General features: G+C 40.0%; 19 protein-coding genes. 9 read left to right on the top strand and 10 right to left on the bottom strand.

Features of this window, described 5'->3' with window-relative positions:
• Positions 1–61: 61 nt before the first annotated feature.
• The 4 genes from ACKWCA_RS07580 to ACKWCA_RS07565 all read left to right on the top strand — a co-directional run bounded on the left by ACKWCA_RS07580 (position 62) and on the right by ACKWCA_RS07565 (position 3,298).
• On the top strand, positions 62–880 hold the full coding sequence (locus tag ACKWCA_RS07580) for a glucose 1-dehydrogenase (protein ID WP_413977568.1): 819 nt from the start codon (positions 62–64) through the stop codon (positions 878–880).
• Between the two features lie 158 nt (positions 881–1,038).
• On the top strand, positions 1,039–1,857 hold the full coding sequence (locus ACKWCA_RS07575; protein ID WP_413977567.1) for an SDR family NAD(P)-dependent oxidoreductase: 819 nt from the start codon (positions 1,039–1,041) through the stop codon (positions 1,855–1,857).
• Between the two features lie 55 nt (positions 1,858–1,912).
• The gene (locus ACKWCA_RS07570) at positions 1,913–3,028 is read left to right on the top strand and encodes an alkene reductase (protein WP_413977566.1); all 1,116 of its coding nucleotides are present in this window, start codon (positions 1,913–1,915) and stop codon (positions 3,026–3,028) included.
• A 138-nt stretch (positions 3,029–3,166) separates the two neighbouring features.
• A complete protein-coding gene (locus tag ACKWCA_RS07565) occupies positions 3,167–3,298 on the top strand; it encodes a hypothetical protein (RefSeq protein WP_413977565.1) in 132 nt (43 codons plus the stop codon).
• 210 nt (positions 3,299–3,508) lie between these two features.
• On the opposite strand, the gene tamL is transcribed toward ACKWCA_RS07565, so the two are convergent.
• The 4 genes from tamL to ACKWCA_RS07545 all read right to left on the bottom strand — a co-directional run bounded on the left by tamL (position 3,509) and on the right by ACKWCA_RS07545 (position 12,233).
• Complete coding sequence (gene tamL / locus ACKWCA_RS07560; protein WP_462045718.1) at positions 3,509–5,779, bottom strand: translocation and assembly module lipoprotein TamL; 2,271 nt, start codon at positions 5,777–5,779, stop codon at positions 3,509–3,511.
• A 51-nt stretch (positions 5,780–5,830) separates the two neighbouring features.
• Positions 5,831–10,831, bottom strand: coding sequence for a translocation/assembly module TamB domain-containing protein (locus ACKWCA_RS07555; RefSeq protein WP_413977563.1), 5,001 nt, complete (start codon positions 10,829–10,831; stop codon positions 5,831–5,833).
• A gap of 103 nt (positions 10,832–10,934) precedes the next feature.
• Positions 10,935–11,564, bottom strand: a complete 630-nt coding sequence (locus ACKWCA_RS07550; protein WP_413977562.1) for an SDR family oxidoreductase — start codon at positions 11,562–11,564, stop codon at positions 10,935–10,937.
• A 111-nt stretch (positions 11,565–11,675) separates the two neighbouring features.
• Entirely contained in the window at positions 11,676–12,233 is a 558-nt protein-coding gene (locus ACKWCA_RS07545) for a type 1 glutamine amidotransferase domain-containing protein (RefSeq protein ID WP_413977561.1), read from the bottom strand.
• A gap of 319 nt (positions 12,234–12,552) precedes the next feature.
• On the opposite strand from ACKWCA_RS07545, the gene ACKWCA_RS07540 reads away from it, so the two are divergent.
• The 5 genes from ACKWCA_RS07540 (at position 12,553) to ACKWCA_RS07520 (ending at position 16,845) form a co-directional block, all read left to right on the top strand.
• Positions 12,553–13,296 (top strand): SDR family oxidoreductase, encoded by a 744-nt coding sequence (locus ACKWCA_RS07540; RefSeq protein WP_413977560.1) that lies wholly within the window; start codon positions 12,553–12,555, stop codon positions 13,294–13,296.
• 47 nt (positions 13,297–13,343) lie between these two features.
• Positions 13,344–14,363, top strand: a complete 1,020-nt coding sequence (locus ACKWCA_RS07535) for an AI-2E family transporter (protein ID WP_413977559.1) — start codon at positions 13,344–13,346, stop codon at positions 14,361–14,363.
• Positions 14,364–14,432: 69 nt separating this feature from the next.
• Positions 14,433–14,873 carry a nucleoside deaminase gene (locus tag ACKWCA_RS07530; RefSeq protein WP_413977558.1) on the top strand — a complete coding sequence of 147 codons (441 nt, stop codon included), beginning with the start codon at positions 14,433–14,435 and terminating at the stop codon, positions 14,871–14,873.
• Positions 14,874–15,135: 262 nt separating this feature from the next.
• Positions 15,136–15,438, top strand: a complete 303-nt coding sequence (locus tag ACKWCA_RS07525) for a hypothetical protein (RefSeq protein WP_413977557.1) — start codon at positions 15,136–15,138, stop codon at positions 15,436–15,438.
• A gap of 18 nt (positions 15,439–15,456) precedes the next feature.
• On the top strand, positions 15,457–16,845 hold the full coding sequence (locus ACKWCA_RS07520; RefSeq protein ID WP_413977556.1) for an NAD-dependent succinate-semialdehyde dehydrogenase: 1,389 nt from the start codon (positions 15,457–15,459) through the stop codon (positions 16,843–16,845).
• Positions 16,846–17,005: 160 nt separating this feature from the next.
• On the opposite strand, the gene ACKWCA_RS07515 is transcribed toward ACKWCA_RS07520, so the two are convergent.
• From ACKWCA_RS07515 to ACKWCA_RS07490, 6 genes are all read right to left on the bottom strand, one after another.
• Positions 17,006–18,073, bottom strand: coding sequence for a mechanosensitive ion channel family protein (locus tag ACKWCA_RS07515; protein WP_413977555.1), 1,068 nt, complete (start codon positions 18,071–18,073; stop codon positions 17,006–17,008).
• A 19-nt stretch (positions 18,074–18,092) separates the two neighbouring features.
• The gene (locus ACKWCA_RS07510; protein WP_413977554.1) at positions 18,093–19,298 is read right to left on the bottom strand and encodes a Pycsar system effector family protein; all 1,206 of its coding nucleotides are present in this window, start codon (positions 19,296–19,298) and stop codon (positions 18,093–18,095) included.
• Positions 19,299–19,345: 47 nt separating this feature from the next.
• A complete protein-coding gene (locus ACKWCA_RS07505) occupies positions 19,346–22,963 on the bottom strand; it encodes a ShlB/FhaC/HecB family hemolysin secretion/activation protein (protein ID WP_413977553.1) in 3,618 nt (1,205 codons plus the stop codon).
• 188 nt (positions 22,964–23,151) lie between these two features.
• Positions 23,152–23,838, bottom strand: a complete 687-nt coding sequence (locus ACKWCA_RS07500; RefSeq protein WP_413977552.1) for a head GIN domain-containing protein — start codon at positions 23,836–23,838, stop codon at positions 23,152–23,154.
• Positions 23,839–24,004: 166 nt separating this feature from the next.
• A complete protein-coding gene (locus ACKWCA_RS07495; protein WP_413977551.1) occupies positions 24,005–24,184 on the bottom strand; it encodes a hypothetical protein in 180 nt (59 codons plus the stop codon).
• Between the two features lie 20 nt (positions 24,185–24,204).
• On the bottom strand, positions 24,205–25,560 hold the full coding sequence (locus ACKWCA_RS07490; RefSeq protein WP_413977550.1) for an NAD-dependent succinate-semialdehyde dehydrogenase: 1,356 nt from the start codon (positions 25,558–25,560) through the stop codon (positions 24,205–24,207).
• Positions 25,561–25,728: the final 168 nt, after the last annotated feature.

Raw genomic sequence — 25,728 nt, 5'->3', positions numbered from 1 at the left:
GTCATTCGTCGGTCGAGGATTCATGTAATTTCGAGCACATTAAAGAAACTAAGTGAAGACTATGCAAAAACCCAACAAAAGGCTCGAAAATCAAACCTGTATCGTAACCGGATCTAGTTCCGGCATCGGTAAGGCCGTGGCAAAAGCCATGGGTTCGGAAGGCGCAAATATTGTCGTCAATTACCACAGTAGTAAAGAGAAAGCCGAAGAAGTTGCTGATTGGATCGAGAAAAATTCCAGTTGTGGGAATGCTTTGGTCATCAAATGTGATGTCAGTAAGGAAGATGACGTGAAGAATATGTTCAACAAGACGATTGACTATTTTGGAACGGTCGATGTGTGCGTGGCCAATGCGGGCATGCAGATTGACCATCCACTGCATGAAATGCCTTTAGATGCTTGGCAGAAAGTTATCGACGTAAATCTTACAGGACAATTTTTATGCGCCAAAGAAGCAATCATCGAATTTCTCAAAAGAGGAATGCGCAAGGATGTATCAAAATCGCTCGGAAAGATAATTCATATGAGTTCGGTTCACGAAGAGATTCCCTGGGCAGGCCATGCTAATTATGCGGCGTCAAAAGGCGCACTTTTGATGTTAATGGAGAGCATCTGTCAAGAATATGCTCCACATAAAGTCCGCTGTAACAGCCTGGCCCCAGGAGCTATAAAAACAGATATCAATAAAGAAGTCTGGAGTTCAGAAAAAGAACTGGAGAAACTTCTGAAATTGATTCCCTATAAACGAATGGGCGTACCCGATGATATTGGCAGCGTTGCAAGCTGGTTGGCCTCCGATGAGTCAGAATACATCAATGGAACGACCATTTTCGTGGACGGTGGCATGACCTGCTATCCAGGGTTTGCCACGAATGGGTAGAAGCCTACTTATCCTCGAAGGGGAACAGTTGCGTAGAAAATCAAGTGAAATAGATTTCATTGCCATAACTATTGGAATTTAAGATTTGAGAAAGGAAGTAAAGAAATAAATGAAACAGATTGCAGCCTTCGCTGGAATAACATTAAAAAAGAATTATTATGGATTTAAAGATAAAAGGAAAGACAGCTCTTATAACTGGGGGCGATTCAGGATTGGGCATAGCGACCGCGAAATTTTTGGTCAGGGAAGGTGTCAACGTCGTACTCTCCGACAAGGATAATGGCGAAGAACTGAAAAAAGCCGTGAAGCAAGTTGAAAAGGACTGCGAAAGAGGCGCAAAAGTGGTCAGTATGGCCGCCGATATTTCAATAAATCAGGAGGTACTGCATTTGGCCGACAACATCGAAAAGGAATTTGGTGGTGCCCACATCATCTTTCACTCCGCTGGTGCAAGAGGTGCGGCAGGCGACTTTTTGGAACTGAGCGATGATGATTGGATGAAAACCATTGAAGTGGATTTGATGGGTGCAGTACGGGTTGCCCGTGCCTTCGTTCCGCACATGCAAAAATTGAAATGGGGGCGGATGATTATGGTGGCTTCGGAAAATGCCTTTCAACCCTATGTGGAAGAGAGTCCGTATAATGCCTGTAAGGCGGCGGTCATTAATTTCTCGAAATGTTTGTCTCGGTCGTATTCCAAAGAAGGGATACTTTTTAACTGCATCTCACCTGCTTACATAGAAACCCCGATGACCGATGCAATGATGGAAGAGCTAGCCGAGGAAAAAGACATATCTGTGGAAGAAGCGGTACAATGGTTCGTGAAGAACAAACGTCCGCATATCGCCATGGAACGTCGTGGAAAACCGGAAGAAGTTGCGGCGGTAGTCGCTTTTTTGTGTTCCGAACATTCAAGCTACATCAATGGCAGCAACATCCGAATAGACGGTGGAGCTGTAGAGTCGGCTTTTGGTTGATTAAAACCAAGGCGAGCACCATGAATATCTTATAATAATCTAAAAAAAGAAAACTATGAATACTGAACAATCCTTATTACAATCCTATACATTGGGCACTCTAGAACTACCGAACCGAGTAGTGATGGCACCGCTGACACGAAGCCGGGCGGCAAATGACGAAAACAAGCCGACCACAGACCTTCACGCGGTATATTACCCCCAACGGGCATCGGCGGGACTTATCATCAGCGAAGGTTCTCAAATTTCCAAAGAAGCCGTAGGAGCGATAAATACCCCTGGAATTCATTCAAAAGCGCAGGTTGAAGGTTGGAAAATTGTTACCGAAAAAGTGCATGCCGCAGGTGGACGCATTTTCTGCCAATTATGGCACGTTGGTCGTATCTCACACCCTGATTTTCATGATGGGGATTTACCGCTTGCACCGTCCGCCCTAAATCCGGAAGCAGAAGTTTTTACACCTGATGGAGAAAAGAAAACAGGCATTCCCAAAGCAATGTCGAAGGAAGATATCGAACGGACAATAAGCGATTATGTAAAAGCTGCCGAGAATGCCATAGAAGCGGGATTCGATGGCATTGAGATTCATGCATCCAATGGCTATTTATTACATCAGTTTTTTAGCAGCACTTCCAACATCCGTACCGATGAATACGGTGGAAGCCATGAAAACAAGGCGCGGATTTTATTTGAAATCCTCGATGCCGTTAAAAAAGCGGTACCGGAAAATAAAATCGGTGTTCGACTAAATCCGTCCTTACACGGAATTTTCGGTATGACCCTCGATGAGGACAGCATTCCAACTTTTGATTATATCGTCAAAAAACTGAACGATTACGAATTGGCATATTTACACCTTTCGGAACCTTTCAACGATGTTTCGGATGTACTGTATGCGGAAACAGAAATCGCCAAGAGATATCGCCCGATGTACAAAGGAACTTTGATGATCAATGCAGGTTTCGACCAAGAAAAAGGAAATGCGGTCATTGAACGCGGCGATGCGGATTTAGTAGCCTTTGGAAAATTGTACATTTCCAATCCTGATTTGGTAGAGCGCTTTGAACAAAACGTACCGACTAGTGACTGGAATACTGATACGTTTTACACCCCTGGTAAAGAAGGGTATATTGATTACGAAGCTAAAGCACGTAAATCGGAATTGGTGTAAAACGTAAATAATAGTATGAATTCAAAGTCGAAATCATAAAAGCATGTAGCGGAAGATGGAGATGCAATAAGGCTTGTTACGTGATTATCGCGTAAATTAAGAACTGATACTACCTTTGTCTAAACTAGAAATAATAAGATGAAAAAACTGATAAGAGCCTTGCTCGCTGGCTGGGGCGCGAAAAAATTAGGCGGCGGTAAATGTGGTTGTATCGGATTTGTCGTGGTGTTTATCATTTTGTATTGGTTACTTGGTTACGTATTTGGTTGATGAAAATCTTTTGGTTCAATGATTTACTTTTTTGAATCCATAAGACTAATGACTTTATTGGAAATTTACAATTCATAAGTAGGTTTGGTATTTTTTATAATAGATGTACCATACGTGTAGAAGAACATCGTGGGGACGTTCTTCTACGAGAAAACCAAAAAAGGAAGCGTTGGGACACGCTTCCTTTTTTATTTCCTAAATTTCATTGGTTTAAAAAGGATACCCAATCGCAAAATTAAAAATCAAATTATCGCTCCCTCCATCAAAAAAAGGCGTTCTGACTCTTTCCCCTTTTGGCAGATAGGGTATTTGTAGCGGAGAAGCTAAATCAAAACGGATGACAAAACTTTGAATATCTACCCGCAAGCCAAACCCAACACCTATTCCCAGTTCTTTCGTCCAGTCAGAACCGAATTGGCCTTGTTGCAATAATTGCTCATTAAATTCCCTATTCTCTTCTGATGTACCTTCCGGAATTTTAATTGCATCGGTCAACCAAACATTTCCGGCATCCGCGAAAAGCGCACCTTTGAGATATGCCCAAATGGGGAAACGATATTCGAGATTTGCTTCCAATCGCAAGTTTCCCGATTGGTCAAAGAATGAGGAGGTCGCAGTTCCACCTGATTGAAAGCTCCCTGGCCCCAACGACCGTATTTGAAAAGCACGTACGCTATAAGGCCCACCTGAAAAAAATTGCTTTACAAAAGGTAAGGTGCTTGAATTACCGTAAGGAATACCTAAGCCCGCATAGACACGACTGACCAACGCTTGTTCTTTCCCCCATTTCAAATAGTACCGTAAATCTCCATCGATCTTCGCGTATTGGGCATACTCCAATCCGAAGGCCGTGTTTTTTCCACCGCTTAAAAGATTCAGTGTATTTCCGGCGATATCCAAGCTCGTTGAAAAGTACAATGGCCGTGTTTTATTTTCATCTACCAACTCGTTATACGTAAATGTATAATTCAGCCCCGCGATGAACTGCTGTTCGAAACTCCTGCTCAAAAACGGATTATTATCTAAAATGGCATCAAATTCCTCAGTTGTATTTGATAAGTTAACATAGGTCACACTTATCGGATTCAGTTCATGGAATACAAAACGGTTCGCGTTCCACGTATATCCGAAAGATGTATTGAAAGATGTGAGCGTATACAGTTTACTTCTATTCAAAATATCACCTCCTAAACTGATTTTTGTCTTGGGCACGGCATATTTGAAACGACTGGGCGAAAAAGGCACTAATCTCGGAATAATCAAATCGGCTTTTAAACCGCCTGCGATACTGTTCAGTCCAGAATCTTTTCCACCAGCGAGTTGTGCCTCATAAGCAAAATTTCCTGTGATACTAAGTGTTTCGCCGCTCTTGAAAAGATTTCGATTACTGTAGGTTACTGCGATTCCCGGCCCTGCGAAACCATTTGATTTTGTTACGGCCTGTAGTTCTGTTCGAATTGACCTTTTGGTCAACGGAGAAAGAAAAATATCCGCATTCAAGGAACCGCTACCATCAAGTGCTGTTGTGTCATTTTCATTAAAACGGATATTTACGTATTTGTAACTCCCCAATGCCGATAATCGATTACTGGTCAAGCGCGCGATTTCCGCATTGTATGTTTGACCTTTTTCGAATAAAATATAAGGTGCCAATTTTTCGGGTTTAAAGTACTCTTCCTCTTGAACGAAATACATACCCTTTACGTTTTCAATCTCACTTTTCATGGCCGCTGTATCGCGTTCTATACTGTAGTTTGGATAGACGGTAATGGAATCAATTATATAATGTATTAAGGACTTTTTTGGAGTACGCTTTTTCAATTTCAAGAACATGTCGAATTTTCGATTATCATATCGGTTGGTATCCGCCTCAAAAATTAGAAAATCTGGATTGAAATTGTAATACCCCTGCTGTTTCAATTCTCTATCAATGCGCTCGCGCTCGAATTTCAATACATCAAGGTCAAAGCGATCGCCCGTCTTTAGTTCTGTTTCCGCCAAAGCCTTTTCGATTTTATTATATATAAGAAGTGAATCGGTATCAAGTTTCAATGTTTCCATGGTATAGGGTTTGGGGAGTTCTACCGTATAGTCGATACTTGTGTACTTTAGCGTACTATCAATTTTCGAATCTATGTTACTGTAAAAATACCCTTGATTGTCAAGCCTATTGGCCATCAGCTCTTCGATTCGCTGCGGATTAATATCGGATAGATAAACGGGTTTTTCCCCGAATTTCTTGTTCAGCCATTTATTGAGAAAACCGGGTTTTTTCTTTTGTGCTTTATAATGATAATAAAGCCCCAAACGCATACCTAAAACAGTTGAATTCGGTTCGGGTCTCAATAAGGTCTGGAGTTCTTGTTTTGCTTTTTTGATGTCTTTTACGTCGTCATCCGATTTGGTACTAATTTCGCTACCGGTATAAAGCGTTTCTCCTTCGGGAATGAATTTTTTCACTCCGCAAGAATTTAGAACCATTACAATGGTACACATTACATAAAACCTATATATAAATGTTCCTTTCAAAATTTAATCGTTGTTTTCATTTTTAGCAGTCTTCTGACGCATTTTCTCTTTATTTTTCTCATCCTTCAACGGATTGAACAACTGACTGAACTTGTTGAACTCCCGATTAAAAATCAAGGCGACACCGGTTACAATCAACTGCCCGTCGATAATATTCTCATACTCGCTCTTACGGAAACCGCGCAACCGATACCTTCCATCTTTGGTCAACAAATATTCAAGACTTACGTTTCCTATAATCGGAGTTTCCTCTTGCCCTGGCTGGGCACTTCCCTCAACATCCAATGCGCTTCCCGCGGTAACAATCAAGCGGTCATCAAAAAGTTTCTTCTTAGCGTTAATATTGAGTTGTGTGCGGTCTTGGGCACTTTCCCCTTGGTAATCAGTAAAACTATCCAGATCAAAATCCACTTCGAATCCTACATTTCCAAAAACCTTATCTGAAAATGCATTCAGTTCGCCGGACAATACTTTATTTACATTATCCCTGGCAATCGCGGCAGTTCCCCCTGAACTACCATCACTACCAGCATCGGGATAAAATCGGTTTAAGGCCAATAATGAAAAAACCTGTTTGTTCAATGAAGCTTCCTGTTGGTTCAATTGTTGTATTCTACCGTAGACCGCTCCGCCCAAAGTGCCCTGTTCGTCTTCGGGCATGTCCAAAGCAAAAGATAAGTTGGGTTCCAAAAGCTGTCCTTCGACATTCAAATACACTAAAAAAGGAAGTACCTGCCGATATTTATTTGTGACACTAATGTCTTGCCCAGATGTAACGGACGACATCAATGAAGATGCAGAAGTCTCCAATTCGTAAATAGCTGTCACATCCAATTTCGCATCGGTAGGATCCCCTTGCCAAGTTATGGTGCTGCCAGGCTTAATCTCAAACCTTCGGTTGACCAGATTATAGAGACTGGTCTCATAGTGACCGGAATTCAATTCATACTTACCCGAGAGGTTTATATTGCCATTAGTTTCTATATTGAGGTTCAAGGCTGCATCGCCAGAAACTCTGAGGTTATCTCCCGTTCGCTCGTCTATTATGATACGAAAATCCGCATCTTCCGCAATTTCTAAAATGGCTTTCACGTCCAATCCCTGAAAGAAATACGGTGCTTCTTCTTGGTCGTTTCGGGTAAGAATTGCATCAGGGTTTTCACGGTTGACGAAAACAACTACTCCACTACGTTCCTCAATATCAAGCTGTGTTTCAGGAACGATATAGGTCACATCGGTTACTTTTCGTATGCGCAATTTCCCTACTATTTTTGGAAGCTCCATATCTCCTTTTACCGTCATATCGGCATCGATACTTGCCGTGCCGTAGAAAAGCTCGTTATCTTCTTTTGTTGAATTCAATAACCGGAATTCTTCGGTTTCAAGGCTTACATCGAAACTGGGGTTCAGTAGATTGTCTGTTCGGATGGCACCTGTTATAATCAAATCGCTACCGTTGTTATCAGTAATTTGAAAATTATCGAACGCTATGCCTTCATTATCGATTTTTAGGGTTTCTTGGGAAATCTTGAAAATAGAATTCAAACTCGACACATTGAAATCAGCATTGTCAAACGCAATGATTCCTTGGTATTTAGGGTCAGCGGTGGTACCTGAAAGACTGATATTGCCGGAAATCGCCCCATGAGAATCTTTTATCCCGTCCCGAAAGAAACCTTCGATGGTCTTCATTTCAATACGGTTCAGGTTGAGGTCTAACTTTAATTCTGCGCCCGTTTCGGCGGCAACGTAACCGCCTTTCAAATCTAAATCGGCGCCGCCATCTTTCAGGGCCAAGTTGAAATCATAAGCTGCGTTTCCCCTTGAAGTTGCGTCTAAAGAAAGATTGCCCAACGGATTTTGTAAAACTTCCAATGCGTTGACTTTAAAATCCGCAACTATTCCGGTGGCCCCGAATGGATTTTCCAAAATAAAATCCCCGTTCAATTGACCGGAAACCAAAACCTCATCGGGATTCAGAAAACTCAGCAGATTCTGCAACTGAAAATTCTTAAAATTAATGCCGATAGGCTCATTTTTGGTTCCTACGCTGGTATTGTCGATGGAAAGTTCTTGAGCATTTCTGGACAATTTGACATTGGCAAATGCCAAAAAATTCTCGGCAATCGTAACTTGATTGTCTTGCGGAATGTTCCAATCCTTTTTGTTGAATAGCAATTCAGCGGGATTGATGTGAATTTGAGTGGAATCTTTATCCAAGGTCATTTCAGCTGCGATATGCAGCAGTTTTTCATTTTCATCGAACGAATCGAAATTCAATAAGAGCTCTTTATTTTTCAAAACACCGCCAAAGTGGGTTTTCTTCACATGAATAGGTGCTGCATAAATAGCTGCAAAGCCTGCCGAAAAATTAAGATTTGTGGAATCGCCGGTTACCAATATATTGAGACTATCAATAGCATTCCCCTTATAGGATACGGACGGAACTCTTAATTCCGCATTGAGTTTTTTGGTAGAGGCATCAAAATCAGCTTTGACCAAAATTGAGTCGAATTGCTCAACATCCCTAAAAAAAACCTCCGTGAAAATAGGATTTGGATATAAACTGAAATTCATGATGGCACGCAGCGAATCTGATTCAGTTGAAACTTCAGAGCTCTCGCTAAAGTAACTTTCAAACTGTTGTGTTAAAGATGAGTTGATACCTTGTGGCGAAGCGTTAGACTTCAAATTCCCATTCAGAAAATCACTAGCGATATGTACATCGGTTCGAATCGTATCTATGGTGGCCTTGATCGCAACCTCGCCCAACCGATATTGTTGCTTGTCAAAGACAGCTATGCCGTTTTCTAGCTGCGCATCAAGTTCATAGTCTTTGGCGTTCCCTTTAAAATTGGCTTTCATTTGAATGCCGGCTTTAATATTCTCATTCGCGATTCCCAGGGCGTGTAAATCCGCTCCGATAATATTTAAATCCAGTTTGATTGTAGAGAAAACGGAATCTAAAACCACATCGATAGTCGAAGTGAGGTTTAGGTTCTCATCTTTAAAGTCTAGCGTTGCCTTCCCTATTCCATTATTAATTTCTCCTTGCAATTGGAGATTTGAAAAATTATAAGTATTCAACGATAGCTGACTGAATTCTGCATCGAATTCGGCGTTGAGCGTATTGATATCGTTACCACTTCCCTTAAAATTCATCTGCAAACTAAGACCTCCCAATTGTTCATTGTTCAATAATTTATTGAGCTGTACACTGTCGATTTTTAGGTTTCCATTAAATCGGATTTGTTTTTTACTTTGAAAATTACCTTGAAGTCGAGCCATACCCTCGGGAATTTTGAGACTTGCATTTAAATCTACGTCGTTCAAATCTCCGAAAGCCCCACCCTCAATTAAAACCGTCTCCGGAACAGGAATTCCCAGCTCCCTTTCAGACACAAATTTTAGTACATCTTCACGCAGAGTAGCTGCCCTGATGGTATTGAAATCAAAGGAAAGAGAATCGATTTGTGCTACATGATTTAAATTTCCCTCGGAAGTTAGGGTTGTATTTTGCCCCCAATTTAATCTCATTTCTCTAATTTGAAGCGTATCAAGAGTGCCTTCCACCGTAAGATTTCCGGTAAACGGGTGTTGAAGGGATTTTTGAATGTATTCATTTCTCGAAAGTTGTTGTTGAAAATAGAAAGCATCTTCAATAGCAATTTTAAAATCTGGAAAATGCGCCTCGATTTTCGTGTTTTCAGGAGACTCAAAAAGCTGCTGTACCGATGGATATTGAAGTGCCAAGGCTCCATGTACAAAACTGGAATTCGCACTCAAATTCAGGTTTGAAAGGGAAGTTTTCGTATCATCTAGATGTGCATAAAAACCCAAATTTCTTAATTGGAATCCGCTCCTTTCAAAAAAGGAAATCTCCTGTAGTTGCAACTTGAAATTCTCAGGCCGATAGTTTAGATTATTAGCATCTAAAGTCAAATCAGAAATAACAATATCGTCGGGGTTAAATTGGCCCTCTTTGTTTTGGGTATTTCCCGATTTGTAACTCAGTTTGTTGTTCTCCAAGACAATCTTATCCGTGTTCACAAGAAATTCTGGCCACTCGAAAATTGGGCTATCAACAGTTGATTTGGTCAAACCTGATGCTGCATCTGTTTCCTTGGGAAGCTGTAATGAAACTTTCGAGTTTTTAAGGGAAAACAGGGCAATATCAAAATTGTTTTTTGATACATCTGCTTTGGGGAGTTGTAGCTTTAAAATCCCGATGTTCACATTTGCCAAAACGGAATCTGGTATGGAATTATAATTTGCGTCAACATACTTCAATTCCAGATTATCAACTATAACGCAAGGTAATGGGGATTGCGCCGTGTCTTCCGCAACAAAAGGTTTGGTTTGTTTATAGTATATTTTACTATTTGAAAGCTGCAAGTCGTTCAGCTCAAACCGCAAGTTTTCTAAATCGGTTTTGTGGGCTTCCAAGCTTAGATTACCTAAGTTCAGCTTACTTTCTATTCCCAGAAAATCATCTTCGTAATCAACTTTAAAATCGCCAAACTTCAATGCACCAATATTGATTTGCATCGGTTCGGCTAGAGATTCTATAGCAGTTGTATCTTTCGGAATAAGTGCTTCCAAAAGAAAGTTGAAATTAAAAACTTCCGAATTTTCGTCTCGGGCGATGTTGGCGCGTAGACCTTCCCATTTTGCCGATTTTAAGTTGAATTCATTGCCAAAAAAAAGTGGCGAGAGCGCAATATCTGCTTCCAAGTCTTTTGAATACAGCAGGGTATCTCCTTTCTTATCCTCCAGATACAATCCTTCTAAAGAAAGATTTCCTGAGAAGGTTAGAAACAGTCGGTCAATTTCAACTTTGGTGTTTGTCTTGTTCGAAACGTATTTTGTAACTTTTGAAATGATGATATTTTGGCCCCAAGGGCTGCGAACGAAAAGCAAAATACCAAGCAATAATACCACCAGCACGGCAACCATTACCGCAAACCGTTTTAAAAACTTATGTCGCTTTTTCTTTTTTTCCACCTTTGAAGCCAAAAGTCAGCCATTCTTTTTTCCAAGAATGGTCGCCTTTTTATTCATTTTATATACACTCGAGCTTTAGCACAACTGACCATCAGAACCATGATTAAGAAAGCTTATCCATCGCTTTTCCAATTATGGTATCTCCTTTTAAAATCTCAAAGGTTTTGCCATTCGCCGTATCATCGTGCAACGACCTAACTAACGTCTGGGCAACATCATCACGATCAATTTCGCCTTGTTCTTTGAATTTGAGTTCTAAATTAATTTTTCCCGTTGGTTTGCCATTGGTCAACGAGCCAGGCCTAACGATACTGTAGTTAAGGCCGCTGCTCTTCAAATACTCATCTGCATTATGTTTGGCCGTCAAATAGTCTTTCAATTCATCTGCTTTTTCAGGGTAATCGGCTCCCATCGAACTGAGCATCACGAATTTCTTAACTTCGGCCGCTTTTGCTGCGTCAACAAGTCGTTTAGCACCCTCTTGATCCACTTCAATCACTTTTTTTCCGCCCGATCCAGCAGCGAAAACTACTTTATCAATATTTTTTACTGTATGCGAGACATCTTCTTCTAAATCAGCCAGTACGGTATCTATTGCCTCTGATTCAAATTGCACTGCTTGCTCTTCTTTTCTGACCATCGCCACAGGTTTGAAATATTGCGATGCGTTTAAAAGTTTCACGATTTTTTTACCCGTGGTGCCATTGGCACCTGCTACTAAAACATTTTCCATTTTCAAATCTTTATTTATTCTTTGTTATAATTGAAATAGACAGCCGAGAAGAGCAAAGCTTTTCTCGGCCGTAACATAGTCCTAGGCTATGCCCTAAAGCATAAAATAGGTCTATACATGTTGTTCTTCGTGCTTACCTTCACGAACTTCCTCAATCAGCTTGTCGCAAAATGCGGGTAAATCATTAGGGTTTCTACTTGTTACCAAGCCTTGATCAACAACAACTTTTTTATCAACCCACTTTCCACCGGCGTTTATAACATCATCTTTAATGCTATGATAGGAAGTCACTTCCCGTCCTTTGATTACTCCGGCACTTATAAGCAACCAAGGCGCATGACAAATTGCAGCCACGGGTTTACCACTACTGAAAAATTTCCTAATAAAATCAAGCGCAGTTTCATTGGTTCGTAGTTTATCAGGATTTATAACACCACCAGGCAGTACCAAAGCATTATAATCGCTTTCATTTGCCGATACGACCTTTTTATCTACGGCAATGCTCTCTCCCCAGTCAGTTTCATCCCAACTTTTAATATCGCCATCGGTATCCGAAATGATGTGAACGGTCGCACCTTCATTTCTCAAAGCTTCTAGAGGTTCGAATAACTCCGACTTTTCGAATCCATCCGTTGCCAGAATAGCAACCTTTTTATTCTCCAATTTCATAATCTTTCACGTTTTAAATTAATAATACATTGAATTCGAAATTAGATACTATACTGTCGAATCAATGACTCAAAAAAATATAAGTTGAACGTTATCGCAGGGTAATGGCCACAAATTCTTGCTATTCGTTTACTTGACTGCTACACTATCTACATTTCTGAATAGATCTTGACTTGGGTATCGATAACCAAGATTAATGGTCCTTTTCTTATCACAGTCAATTTTTAAATCGATGTAATCAATACATTTCTTGGTTATTCCAGAATTTTGATCTGTTGGAAAATTTCCATAAAAAAATATAAATCTTAAAAAAAAATACATGGATATTAAAGGTAAGGTAATCATTATTACAGGCGCTTCAAGCGGAATTGGAGAAGCAACGGCATTGAAATTAGCAGGAAAAGGAGCTAAAGTAGTATTGACCGCCAGAAGAGAAGAACGTCTTAACGAACTAAAAGAAAAAATTCAGAACAACGATGGTACTGCGCTTGTAGTGACGGGAGATGTTACCGAAAAAGAGGATTTTGAAAATTTGGTAAAGACGACCCTAAAGGAGTTTGGAACTATTGATGCCCTAATTAATAACGCAGGCTTGATGCCCCTATCTTTCGTTAAGAAACTAAAGACCGATGAGTGGGAAAAAATGGTTGATGTGAATATAAAAGGAGTGCTTAACGGGGTAGCCGCGGTTTTGCCAACGATGATCGAAAATAAAAGCGGTCACGTCATTAATATTTCGTCTAGTGCTGCGCACAATTACTTTCCCGGTGGCGCGGTGTATTGTGCAACGAAAGCTGCTGTAAAAATGTTCTCCGAAGGCTTACGACAAGAACTAGCACCTAAATATGGAATTAACGTAACCTCGATTGAACCGGGAGCAGTTTCTACAGAATTAATGGATACCATTACCGATGAGGATATCAAAGAACAACTTCAAGAAATGCAAAAAATGACTGTTTTAGAAGCAGAAGATATTGCAGAGGCCATTTACTATTCACTTGCACAACCCGCACGAGCAAACATCAATGATGTTTTTATTATGCCCACTGATCAGCAGCGATAATACCGTTCAGAATTGCTTGAAACAAAATGCCAAATAGTTCAAGAAATATGAAGTACATAAGTCCACATATCATCCGTCAAGTTTTTGTTCTATTGCTCATCGTACTTATGGGCGGACTCATATTTCAAGAGATGTTACCTTATTTAAGTGGCGTTCTGGGCGCCATAACCGTTTATGTTGTCTTACGAAAACCTATGGAAAATTTAGTCGCTAAAGGATGGAACGCCAGTTTAGCGGCTTTTTTTCTCATGTTCTTGTCCTTCGCGTGCATTATGGTTCCTATCGTTGGGCTTGGTTTTATGATGGGCAGCAAAGTACAGTATGCCGTTGACAATTCACAGAAAGTCATAGATGCAACCAAAGAACAATTGGGTAGAGTTGAAACGTATTTTGATTTTGACATGAGTTCGAAGATAGATACAAGTGCGATTTCATCATGGCTATCGGAAAACCTTCAAAATTTTGCGGGCGGTACGTTCAATATGCTTTTATCGATTACAATAATGTATTTTCTACTATTCTTCATGCTTACGAATAGAAAACAATTAAAAGCCTCTCTTTTTGAATACATACCTATAAAAGACGGTAATCTCAAAGCAATCGGCAAAGAGACCAACGAAAAAGTAAGGGCGAACGCCTTAGGAATACCACTGGTTGCGTTAGGGCAAGGACTGGTTAGTCTGATAGGTTTCTTGATTTTTGGTATTGAAGACCCATTTTTTTGGGCGGCCATTGTTACCGTTGGCTCCATGATTCCCTTCGTGGGCAGTCCGTTAGGTACGATTCCCGTTTTTTTGTTGGAGCTGTCCAATGGAAACACATTTCAAGCTTGGGGAATTTTAATTTATGGAATTGGCGTTGTGGGTGCAACTGATAATTTTTTGAGGTTGTTCGTCCTAAAAAAATTAGATAATGTGCATCCACTAATAACCTTAATAGGGGTTATCATTGGCGTACCACTTTTCGGGTTTATAGGATTGATTTTCGGGCCTCTTTTGGTAAGTCTTTTTCTTATCGTACTACGGATTTATAAGAATGAATACGGGCAGGCTGACGAAAAATTATAGTGGAACGTACGATTTTTTTAAAATCAAACAAATATTTCAAATGACATTCATTCATGAAAATCTAAGTATATGATGGAGAAACATAAATTCTTTATGCATCGTGCCATCGCTTTGGCACAAGAAGGTAAATCGGGAAACGGTGGTGCCTTCGGCGCGGTCATTATTCGCAAAGGAGCTGTTTTAGCTGAAGTACACAACACTGTAAAACAACAGCAAGATTGCACACAGCATGCGGAGTTGTCCGCCATTCAAAAGGCTTGCCTGGTATTAGCAAACAGCGATTTATCAGATTGTATTCTCTACACAAGTTGCGAACCGTGTATGATGTGTTTGGGTGCTTGTTATTGGGCAAAGTTCGAACATATTTATTACGGTGCTTCTGCAGCTGATGCCAAAGAATATGGTTATATATATTCTGATATGTTCTACGCTTCGGATGCTGAAAAAAGATATGGCGAATTCAAAATGACCCAATTGCTTCGTGACGAAGCCGTAGCGGTTTGGAAATGAAAAATACTTTTATACAAATACGATTTACAGATAGCAACTAAATAAACAACAAGAGAAAACAGAAGCCAAATCGTATGGATTATCTTTAAAGGTAAAAACCAAACTGATTGGGCTACTCTTAGCGTGTCGTCCTTCTTAAATTTATAGTATTAAAAATTAGTTGGTTTGGTTGGTTGAAATAGTCCCGATACACTTTAAAACGTCGGGACTATTTTTTTAAATACAAAACACTCACTAAAACTACCTCAGAAAAATCAAAATTATGAAAACTAAAAACGATAAAAAAAGTGCAAAAAAGTCATACGATTCAGAAATTTCAAAAAGCGACATAAACGCGCTTGGTAAAAAGGGATTGAGCATGGATAAGGACGATGACCGGTTGCTTCAAAATCGAAATGAGGGCATTGATTTCTCAGGAAAGGATTTGGACGTACCAGGCCGAGACAATGTTAATCTTACATCGAGTGCGGGTATCGTAGACGAGGAAAACAGCCTTTTTGGACAAGGCAGTGAACACAATGAAAATCTGGAAGCCCCTGAACGGGCCAATACCCCAAAAGATTAACTTCTAAAAAATAAAATAATGAGTGAGAATAGCAATAATAAATTTGAAACTATCAATCCCGCTACCGAAGATGTTTTGGAACGGTATACTTATATGACCGGAAAGGAAGCTTCAAAAGCGGTCGAAGATTGTCACAAGGCCTTTCTAGATTGGAAAATAATCTCCCTGGAAGAAAGAGCGGAAATATTGAAATCGGTAGGACAAGCTTTAGAAAAGAACAAAGACGCATATGCTAAACTAATGACCCGAGAAATGGGCAAATTACTAAAGCAGAGCTACCAAGAAATAGAGCTGTGCGTGGGAATTTGCAATTACACGGCATCGGAAGGACAGAAGCTTCTGCAAGATGAGCATAGACAATTACCTGATGGAGGTAAAGGCATCATTCATTACGCTCCTATAGGAGTGATATATGGAATTCAACCATGGAACTTTCCATTATATCAGGCCATCCGATATGCCATAGTTAATCTAATGGCCGGAAACGGAGTGCTGTTAAAACATGCAAAGAACGTCACTGGCTCGGCCCTGAAATTAAAAGAAATATTAGAGGAAGCTGGGTTGCCAAAAAACCTTTTCAAAGTACTTATCATTAATCATGATGTGTCTGACGATATTATTGCAAACGAATTAGTAAGAGGGGTTACCTTGACAGGTAGTTCCGGGGCTGGTAAACATATCGCCATGAAATCGGCAGAGGTCTTGAAAAAGACTGTTTTGGAATTGGGCAGCAACGATGCCTATATAGTTTTGGACGATGCAGATATTGACATGGCTGCGGAAATTTGTTCTAAAGGAAGACTTTATAATAATGGGGAAACCTGTGTCGCTGCAAAGCGATTCATCGTCGTAGAAAGTGTCTATAACGAATTCAAATCGAAATTTGTGAGTATAATGGAAAATATTGTGATGGGAGATCCCATGAAAGAGGATTCCGAGTTAGGTCCGATAGCACGAAAAGATTTGAGAAAAGAACTCCATGACAAAGTAATTCAAAGCGTTGAAAAAGGCGCAAAAATATTATGCGGGGGAGAAATACCCGATACTACAGGTTTCTATTATCCAGCGACGGTACTGGATAATATTTCGCCCGGTCAGCCAGCGTATAGCGAAGAACTTTTTGGTCCCGTAGCTTCTCTGATCAAGGCAAAAAATAATGAAGAGGCCATGCATATTGCCAACGATAGTAAATTTGGTTTAGGCGGTGGTATTTTTAGTAAAAATGAGGACAAGGCGATTGAATTGGCGAAAAACCATTTTGACACGGGCATGGTTCATATAAACTCCTTTGGTCTCGCATATCCCAACATGCCCTTTGGCGGTGTTAAGGACTCAGGCTACGGAAGAGAGCATGGCGGCTTTGGCATACGCGAATTTGTCAATGTAAAATCCATAACGCGCAATTAATCAATTTATAGCATGAATTCATAGCGTAAGCCAAGGTTGCTTTTTATTGGTAGCGCACTATGGTTTTTTGATTCTAACAGGTAAAGGCAACGAATTACTATAAGATAAAGACTGCAAAAAAGGTGCAAAAACAATCCGCATAAATTAAAACAGTCTTATACTATCCTTCCAATTTTTCAGAATTGTTGTTCGTTACAAGTAAGCGCATGTGGGCCACGCTTTCAGGATATTCCCGTTGCAGGAAACCAATAAGCCGCTCCCTAACAAACACCCTTAAATCCCAAGCGGTTGAAGAATCTTTAGCGCTCATCAAAGCCCTGACTTCTATATAATTGGCTTTTGAATCAGTTACCTGTATATTATTTACTTCGCCATCCCAAAGTTCCGTATTTTTGAGAATATTCGTTAATTCAGTGCGAAGGGCTTCGATAGGTACCTGATAATCAGTATATAGATAAACTGTTCCAAGTAAATCTGCCGAAGTCTTGGTCCAGTTCTGAAAAGGTTTCTCTATGAAATAGGTGGTCGGTACAATCAACCGTCGCTTATCCCAAATTTTCACTACGACATAGGTCAATGTAATTTCTTCTATTCGGCCCCATTCTCCTTCTACGATGACAACATCATCCAATTTTATGGGCTGTGCTACAGCGATTTGAATTCCCGCAAGAAAGGTGGCAATCATTTTCTGAGCCGAAAAACCTATAATTATTCCAGCAACTCCGGCCGAGGCAAAAATACTTACGCCTATTTCACGAATTTCCTCAAAACTGATTAGCGCAATCCCTAGAGCTAAAAAAATGACCACAAAAATGCTGATTCGTTCTAGAATATTGAACTGAGTAGTAACTTTACGCGCTTTCAAATTATCGGCAGCATCAATATCGTATTTCCGTAAAACATGTTGTTTCAGAAGTTTTATAATATTGAGAACCAACCAAGTACTGGCAAAAATAAAAAGTAATGTACTAACTTTTTTAAACCAATAAGCTTCCTGGGAGAATCCCAATAATTCGCGAAGTGCTGGAAGACGTACCAACAGGGATAAAAGTATAAACAATACCGGGTCGCTAATGCGGCGTACGGCGTTTACAGGAATTAGGTATTTCGGATTCTTGCCAAACCTTTTCAGTATCAATTGGAATACTAAATAAAACAGCAAGATTCCGAATATACTTCCCAACACATAAAACAAGGATTCATTCGAAAGTGAAAACAATTCGTTCATTATATGATTAATTTAAGATTTAAGGCACCACACTTTCTAGCACCCGCTCTGGGCCATAATAGTGAAAGGCAATACCAAATGAAATTACGGAGAGTATTATGCCTATCATAAAGACAGTATACGTCCAACGAAGTATTCTGTATTTCCGCTCCAGTACAACTCCTAGGTAATAGAGATCTTTCGTTAATGAACTGTAGATATAGTCTTTATCCTTCAACATGGCCGAGATGGCCTCTTCATAATTTTTCAATTCCATTTTATGAAAATTTCCGAAAAATAATAGATTCACTTTTTTCTTTTCAACGTCTTCTTTCGTAAAAGTTCCACTGGTCACATTGGGCCTCGTGGCACTTATAGACATAATCATGGAGACGATACTGAAAACAATGAAAATTAGTGTGGGGACTATCAGGTAATCATTCGATGGATTATCCAGTTTCGGCAGCAGGTTCGACAAGGCCAATGAAATGATAATAGCATTGACCGATAAGAGAATGTTCGACTTGGTATCGGCGATATCACTTAACTTGATATGGTTTCTCAGCGTAGTTCGATACAAGGTCTGCACGCCCCTATCTGGAATCTGATTTTTAAATTCAGCTTTTAGCTTTTCTTTTTTGATTAAACGCTTCTCTTTTTTGCGGTCTTTCACTAATCGCCTAAGGTTCTTATCCTTTTCCTTCTGCCAATTTTCTTTGGCATAATCCGTAAAGAACCGATGCTCTGTTCGAAAAAACTCTATGTTCATATTTCGCCACTCCTTTGGCGAATGATCTCCCCTACCCGTTTTTTGAAGCTCTTCTCGCAACATTTCCGAAACGGAACGAAAATCCTTTTTTGCAAAATGACCCGAGTCTGAATCACGAATAATTTTTTCAAGTTCCGTAGTCGGTTTGAAAGTGCGCTCGGTTGCCCTGATAAGTTGACAAATCGATTCCGTATTCGACTGTGAATACTTATTATTCTTCAAAAAATCTTCTAAAAATTCGCAGCTTTTCTCCTCATGATTTTCAACTCCGTCAACGTAGCCTGTATCGTGAAACCATAGTGCCAAAAGCACTTTCTCTTGTTCATCTTGTGAAAGCTCCATGGCCTCCATAATCTCTAATGCATTTGCAACGACCCGTTGGGTATGTCTAAGGTTGTGATACAGATATTCAGAAGGCAATTGGTTCGTTAGAATATCGGTCGCCATTTGTTCTGCTTTATGTACTATCGGTGTCATATCTTACATTTTTTTAGTAGTTAATACTCAGGCTAGTGGTAGATGGCTTAAAATCCAAAACCAACACCAAATTGGAATAGATTGCCTTCAACAGAATTAAAGTAGCCCAGATTGAAAGCCAAATAATTACCAGCACTTGCCCATAAACCTACTCCTTGAGAAGTATGCCATGTAGTTGAATCCTCATTCGGCTGCCATACCCTACCATAATCAAACCCGCCATAAACTCCAACAGTGACCGGTGCCAAAGCGGTCACATACCTTTTCAGTCTCAGTCGCAAATCGGACGAATGGTAGAGATAGGATTTACCTGTAAAACGTTCATCCCTGAAGCCCCGTAAGCCATTATCGCCACCAATGGAAGGGGCATGATAAAAAAAGTAATCGTTTCCAAAATTGGTTTTATATTCTGCTTTAGTGCTTAAAACCAAATTTCCTGAAGAAATCAACTTTTGAACGATTTCCGCACGAAACTTAAAATAACCAAAGCTATTTGTGTTTAAAGTGGTATTGGTTTTGTAGCCTGCGGTAAGGCCAAAATAAAGTCCTTTCGTAGGGAAATCTTCGGCATCATCATTGTAATAATATGCCGAAGTTTCGGCACCCACATAGTTCTGCCGTTCGAAAACGGGAACGCTCAGATTCTCTGAAGTAAAAAGACGGTCAGCTGTTTCGGCCACTTTGAAAGACTCAAAAAGGGCCTTAATTCGTAAGGTATGGTAGGCCACCCCCGTGCTCAACTTCAATTGTTCTGTGCGGGCACGATAAAAATCCCTTCCTAAGTTATCTTCTTGATTGACACTTTCATTACCGAACCCAAAAAAGTTTTGCGCATATCGCTGCGATGAGGCGTAACCGTCTACTTCAAAATTCCATTTGGGAATAATGTTTGCCCAAATACCTTTGTAGTTCAGTTCGGTCGCTTGAAAATTGAAAAAGTATTTAGCGCTCAACATGTGTTTTTGACGGAAAGGGTTTCCGTTGAATCCATTGTAGATAAATGTATTTTTTAATCCTACCGAAAAACCGTCATCCGTTCTGAAATCGAAGTTCGGTACTAGAATATTTCGATTTGGCTTGAAGTATCGCCAATGAAAGGTATTAGTTTTATATAAATCGGTCAGTTGTTTCGATGGGTTGTTTCCTTCAAACTCGCTTTTTTCTTGTTTCCAGTCATAGACTTTTAGCTTTTTTCGATTCTTGATATCGAAATCATCTTTTCCATATCCCCCGATTAGCCTCAAGAATATGCTTGGATTTGCTTTCCCATACACCTCAAAATTGTCGTTATCTCCTAAACCGTAAATCCAAATTTCATTGGTCTTGGCACCATCAAAAGTTCGTTCATAAAATTTCTCATTTTTTTTGTCTGACAAAAGTCTTCTGATGACAACTTTCGTTTTTCCATTGGAAATACGTTCTATCTTGATTTCATCGTCTTTTTCAGAGGCATATAGTACAATCTTTTTTTCAAGATAAGCACCATACTCCTTTGCGTATTTCGGCAAGTTTTTCAAACGAGCTTTCAAACTCTTTTTAATGTAGTTGGAAGTACTGTCTTGTACCTCCTTCGGTAATCTTGAAAACGCTTGCTCGATAATTTCGTCGGATAAGTTCTGTTGGATATAACGTGCTTCTTGCTCCCAACCTTCAGCATCATACTTGGTCAAAACGGCTTTATCTAGCCTACTCCCATTATAATTCAACCATTTGGTATTCTGGATAGTTGGGCCATACGATTGCCATTGCCTGGTTATAGGAATAAACCATTGAATGATGTCTATTGCGGTGCCATCAAACTTTGGAAAGGCATTGTCCCTATCCCTAGGTACCGGCATAAATTCTTTATCGCCATTTTTCTTTTCGTATTCAGCCCAACGCCATTGGTCTTGATGCCTATCCCAATCGCCTAAAAGCATATCGAATACCCTAGCACGCACATAACTTTGTTGATCAACGGCATACGATTCATCGCTCTTGATTTTTTCCAACATGTCGGTCGTACTCTCAAATTCGGTAATTTTTCCAGAACCATCTATTACTCTGCGATACCCCTTATAATTCGATTGTTCATCGGAAGGGCGCTGCTCAATAAAATAAAGCTCATCTCCGAATTCGGTATTGAACCTTCCTAATCGCTCTTGTTTGGGCAAGTAGAAAAGCCGAGTATCGGCATGATTTACATCCACTGCTTTGGCCATGGGATTGATGACCATCTGCATATACGGATGCGCCGTCGTAAAGAAATCGGAAATCAATTTTTCGGGTAGCGTTCCCATATAGTCGTCTTCGGTGTAGGCAACGCCGCGAACGCTAAATTTCAAATATTTCAAGGGGTCTTTCCGTAAAGAGCGCATAGCGAACTCTCTTTTATTTTCGTCTTCCAAACGAATGGAATACGACTGATGACCTCCCCCTTTCTTTGTCACGCGAAGCCCTCCATAAAGTGTATCCAAATATACCACGGGGGCTGTAACAGCCTCGTCGTAGTATGTTCGATATCGGTCTCCCCACAAAAATTTGAAAAACTTGGTTCGCGACAGTTTTTCTTCGGGGCCATAAACGGAGTCTTGAATGGTTTTAGAAATAACTTGCTTAAACGATTCCTCATTTGATTCGCGTTCAAATTTCTCCAATACCTTCATGCGAACTGTTTCATCTTTCGCAGTTACGAAACTTACTTCAGAAGAACCATCATCAAAGTATGTCAATTGGGAGAATCCTTTTTCCCCATACGTAAAATGACCTTTGTAAGGCAGGCTTCCCCCGACGGTACTGATGCTGCCTTTTGTGCGTTTTGTAGGAGAACTACCGCCCAAAGAACCGCTAATTATTTGATGAATGCCACCTCCTGAAAGATATTGAAGACTTTCTTCATGGCCGGAGACTACTGTAATTCTATCAGATGCTTTTGCCAACGAGCTCACTAGAATTCGCAGATGATTGTATCGTCTTGAAAGTAGATTGTCTGGAGAGAAGGCCCCTAAATCATCTATACCATGAATTACTGACCCCACTATCGGTACTGGAAGCATGTGACTTTTGAAACTATCATACCCGGCGTAAGTTCCATTGCTAAAAATTGGATGGTGCATAGCAATCACAAGATTTTTCCCTTGTGCATCATTAATATACCCCTCCAATTCTTCGGCGAATCGTCTTCGGGTTACAATATCAGTACATTTTTTATTGATACCCTTTACACGAGACCAATTTGAGATGAACCATTTTGAATCTACTAAAAGTAAATCCAATGAATCATTGATGACTTTGTATTCTAAGGGACATCCATTCTTAGGTAATACATAGTCGTCTTGGGTTTTTACATCGTTTAGGTACTCTTCTACTTTTTGAACGGAATCGATGTGTCTGCTTTTCCATTCGTTATTTCCTGGAAGGAAAGTGACATTTCCTTTGAAATCCTCTGTCAAGGCCAATTGTTTTTCGATTAGATTCTTGTCTTTCGTCCAGGCGTCTTTTTCGCTTGAAATGTAGTCTCCTATAAAAAGTAGGGTACTGTTTTTTCCAGCATTTTGTAATCGTTCTCTTAAAAGTAGTGTTAGCGTCTCATCACTTTTATTCTTTTGATTGCCAAAGCCTCCAGCAATAAAAAAGGTATGTGAGATTTTTTTTATAGGGGGCGTATATTTTAAGTTTTTCTGCAACTGCGGTTTATGAGTTGCACAACCAACGCATAATAGAATTGCGAAAGCCACCGTAACGATTGGAGAAAAAGTACAATTTAATATGTTTTTTATCAAAATAAGCTTCTTGATTGAAAATAGTTTGGGATAAAAAAAGGGACTGGGTATGACCCCAACCCCTTTTTCATTTATTAAAAAGCGGTTTGTAGTTATTTTCTAACTATAATCGATCCGCCTAAAGTTTTGTCTTCTTTTATCGTTTCAGGGTTTCCATAAATTTCTATTGTACCACCGGCTGTTACATTGGCATCAACATATTCATCTGTAGTTATAATGGCGTTTCCACCTGCAAATATGGTCACGTCAGTTTGATTTGACATTAGGTCTTTTGCATTGTATTCTCCACCGCTACGTACGTTCACATCTTGATTTTCAGCATTACCTGAAACCATTATCTTTCCTCCAGAAATAGCTTTGGTATCAAGATTTCGTGTATCCACTTTCGCGTGTATCTCGGCCCCCTCTTGAGAACGTAGGGTCAAATACTTGGCTTCTAAATCATTGTCAGTTGTTATTTTCGCACCTTCATTGGCATCTACCAACTGTAAATCCTCTGTATGGTACAGCGTTACGTTGGTTTCATTTCCGTCCAAAAAGTTGTCAACTTCCATACGTATTTTGAGCCTACCATCATTATTCACGATTTTCACCTCATCGGTATCATCGCCAGATACGCTTGCCCAATTCTTATCACTTTTAACCAGTTTCACGTTGATTTGGTCAAAAGCCTTCAACTCATCAAATCGTTCAAGGCTCATTGTAATGTCCTTCTCTTGTGCCACTAGGGGCATACTTGTCAATATCGCGGTCAAAATGACCATTCTTATTTTCTTCATAAATACTTTGTTTTAAAGATTCCTTGAAAATGGTTTTGCTATAGCTTGCATTAAAAGGGAATCTGATTCTATTACTAATTATTCGTTGCCACAAAAATACTTGACGCCTAATGCATCGGTTATCGCTATTCCATTTTTTACTGACGCAAACGGTATGCCTCTCTAATTAGGCTTCGGGCGATCCAAAATATATGGCGGAAATTATTATCCCGATAACCAACAGTACTAAAAACCCTATCATTATGAACGTTCCGGTTTTAGTCTTTTGGTTTTTTTGGAAGATATAATCACGTGTCGGTTCTTCAGGTTCCTTTACAAATTTTGTTTCTTCTTGTCCTTGTTTCATTGTATAAGATTTTAATAGATTTATGTTTTAATGTAGACGGTTTTCTTGTTGACAAACTCCAACATGCCTTCCTTGGATAGTTCACGACCGTAACCAGAGGTCTTTGTACCGCCGAAAGGAAGTCTTGGGTCTGACTTTACCATTTCATTGATGAAGAAAGCGCCATCGGGAATATCTCCGACAACTTTTCTGGCAGATTCAATATCTGTTGTGAAAAGCATGGTTCCTAATCCGAATTTGGAGTTGGTTGCCAAATTAATAGCATCTTCTCGATTTTTTGCTCGAACTATAGCCGCAACAGGTCCAAAAACTTCCTCATCGAAGGCCGGCATTCCAATGGTTACCCCTTCTAGAAGTGTCGGCTCAAAATAATTGTCTTTCCTGCGATTACCATATGTAACCTTAGCTCCTTGGTTAACCGATTCTCGAATCTGTTCTTCAAGTGTATCTGCTAAATCTTTGCGTGCCATGACACCGAGTTCCGTGTCAGTTTCCATAGGATCGCCCGATTTCATCAACTGAACATATTCTTTGAAGGCCGAAACGAATTTATCATATATGGCATCGACCACTATGAATCGTTTTGCCGCAATACAACTTTGACCCGTATTCTGCATTCTGGCCTTGGCCATAGTTTTAATGTGTTTCTCCAAATCGGCATCTTCCCAGACGATACAGGCATTATTACCACCCAATTCCATAACCGATTTCTTCAAATGCTTTCCAGCCAATTGGGCAATCGCTTTACCTGCCTTTTCACTTCCAGTCAGGGTTACGCCCTGAATTCTTTCATCGGCTATCATTTCTTCTATTTTCTCATGGTCTGTCAGAACCGTTTGAAAACATCCTTTAGGATATCCTGCATCTTTGAACAGTTGTTCAATTGCTAACCCACAACCCGTTACATTGGTCGCATGTTTTAAAAGAGCTGTGTTACCAGTCGTTAAAGTAGGTGCTGCGAAACGTATGACCTGCCAGAAAGGAAAGTTCCAAGGCATTATCGCGAGAATAATCCCCATGGGGTCGTTACTTATAAAACTCTCGTCCGCATCAGTCTCTATTACCTCATCTGATAAGAACTTCTCTGCGTTCTTTACATAAAAGTCACAAGTCCAGGCACATTTTTCGATTTCTGATATACTTTGAGTTATGGGCTTACCCATCTCTTGTGTCATTAATTCGGCATAGTTCTGTTTTCGTTCCAGTAGCAATTCCGAAACTTTAGATAGCAATTCGGTACGATAAGCAATCGATTCGCTCTTCCAATCGTTAAAAGCGGCGTTTGAATCATTTAATATTTGGTCAACCTTCTTATCGGTGTGCATTGGATATTCCTTGATTGTAAGGCCGTTATATGGATTTGTCGTTTTGATCATAAGTTCTATTTAATCGTTATTACCCGACAAGATATAGATGTACTTCCCTTGAGACGGGCTCAATCGGTTTTGTTATTAACCCAACCGAATTGTAGGTATCCACGTTAATCTTTTGCGCTTTTGCGTCAATCCCGATTGTGGCTAATCGACATCTTTGTACTATTAAAT

Origin of the sequence: Maribacter corallii (genome assembly GCF_047345415.1) — a bacterium.
Classification (GTDB): domain Bacteria; phylum Bacteroidota; class Bacteroidia; order Flavobacteriales; family Flavobacteriaceae; genus Maribacter_C.
This window is presented reverse-complemented; position numbering and strand designations above follow the sequence as displayed.

What these genes read in the sequence shown, in the direction of transcription:
- ACKWCA_RS07510 (WP_413977554.1), bottom strand. Translation starts at nt 19,298, where the DNA reads ATGACACCGATAGTACATAAAGCAGAACAAATGGCGACCGATATTCTA.
- ACKWCA_RS07540 (WP_413977560.1), top strand. Translation starts at nt 12,553, where the DNA reads ATGGATATTAAAGGTAAGGTAATCATTATTACAGGCGCTTCAAGCGGA.
- ACKWCA_RS07515 (WP_413977555.1), bottom strand. Translation starts at nt 18,073, where the DNA reads ATGAACGAATTGTTTTCACTTTCGAATGAATCCTTGTTTTATGTGTTG.
- tamL (WP_462045718.1), bottom strand. Translation starts at nt 5,779, where the DNA reads ATGGTTCTAAATTCTTGCGGAGTGAAAAAATTCATTCCCGAAGGAGAA.
- ACKWCA_RS07490 (WP_413977550.1), bottom strand. Translation starts at nt 25,560, where the DNA reads ATGATCAAAACGACAAATCCATATAACGGCCTTACAATCAAGGAATAT.
- ACKWCA_RS07575 (WP_413977567.1), top strand. Translation starts at nt 1,039, where the DNA reads ATGGATTTAAAGATAAAAGGAAAGACAGCTCTTATAACTGGGGGCGAT.
- ACKWCA_RS07495 (WP_413977551.1), bottom strand. Translation starts at nt 24,184, where the DNA reads ATGAAACAAGGACAAGAAGAAACAAAATTTGTAAAGGAACCTGAAGAA.
- ACKWCA_RS07570 (WP_413977566.1), top strand. Translation starts at nt 1,913, where the DNA reads ATGAATACTGAACAATCCTTATTACAATCCTATACATTGGGCACTCTA.
- ACKWCA_RS07550 (WP_413977562.1), bottom strand. Translation starts at nt 11,564, where the DNA reads ATGGAAAATGTTTTAGTAGCAGGTGCCAATGGCACCACGGGTAAAAAA.
- ACKWCA_RS07580 (WP_413977568.1), top strand. Translation starts at nt 62, where the DNA reads ATGCAAAAACCCAACAAAAGGCTCGAAAATCAAACCTGTATCGTAACC.
- ACKWCA_RS07535 (WP_413977559.1), top strand. Translation starts at nt 13,344, where the DNA reads ATGAAGTACATAAGTCCACATATCATCCGTCAAGTTTTTGTTCTATTG.
- ACKWCA_RS07565 (WP_413977565.1), top strand. Translation starts at nt 3,167, where the DNA reads ATGAAAAAACTGATAAGAGCCTTGCTCGCTGGCTGGGGCGCGAAAAAA.
- ACKWCA_RS07520 (WP_413977556.1), top strand. Translation starts at nt 15,457, where the DNA reads ATGAGTGAGAATAGCAATAATAAATTTGAAACTATCAATCCCGCTACC.
- ACKWCA_RS07500 (WP_413977552.1), bottom strand. Translation starts at nt 23,838, where the DNA reads ATGAAGAAAATAAGAATGGTCATTTTGACCGCGATATTGACAAGTATG.
- ACKWCA_RS07525 (WP_413977557.1), top strand. Translation starts at nt 15,136, where the DNA reads ATGAAAACTAAAAACGATAAAAAAAGTGCAAAAAAGTCATACGATTCA.
- ACKWCA_RS07530 (WP_413977558.1), top strand. Translation starts at nt 14,433, where the DNA reads ATGATGGAGAAACATAAATTCTTTATGCATCGTGCCATCGCTTTGGCA.
- ACKWCA_RS07545 (WP_413977561.1), bottom strand. Translation starts at nt 12,233, where the DNA reads ATGAAATTGGAGAATAAAAAGGTTGCTATTCTGGCAACGGATGGATTC.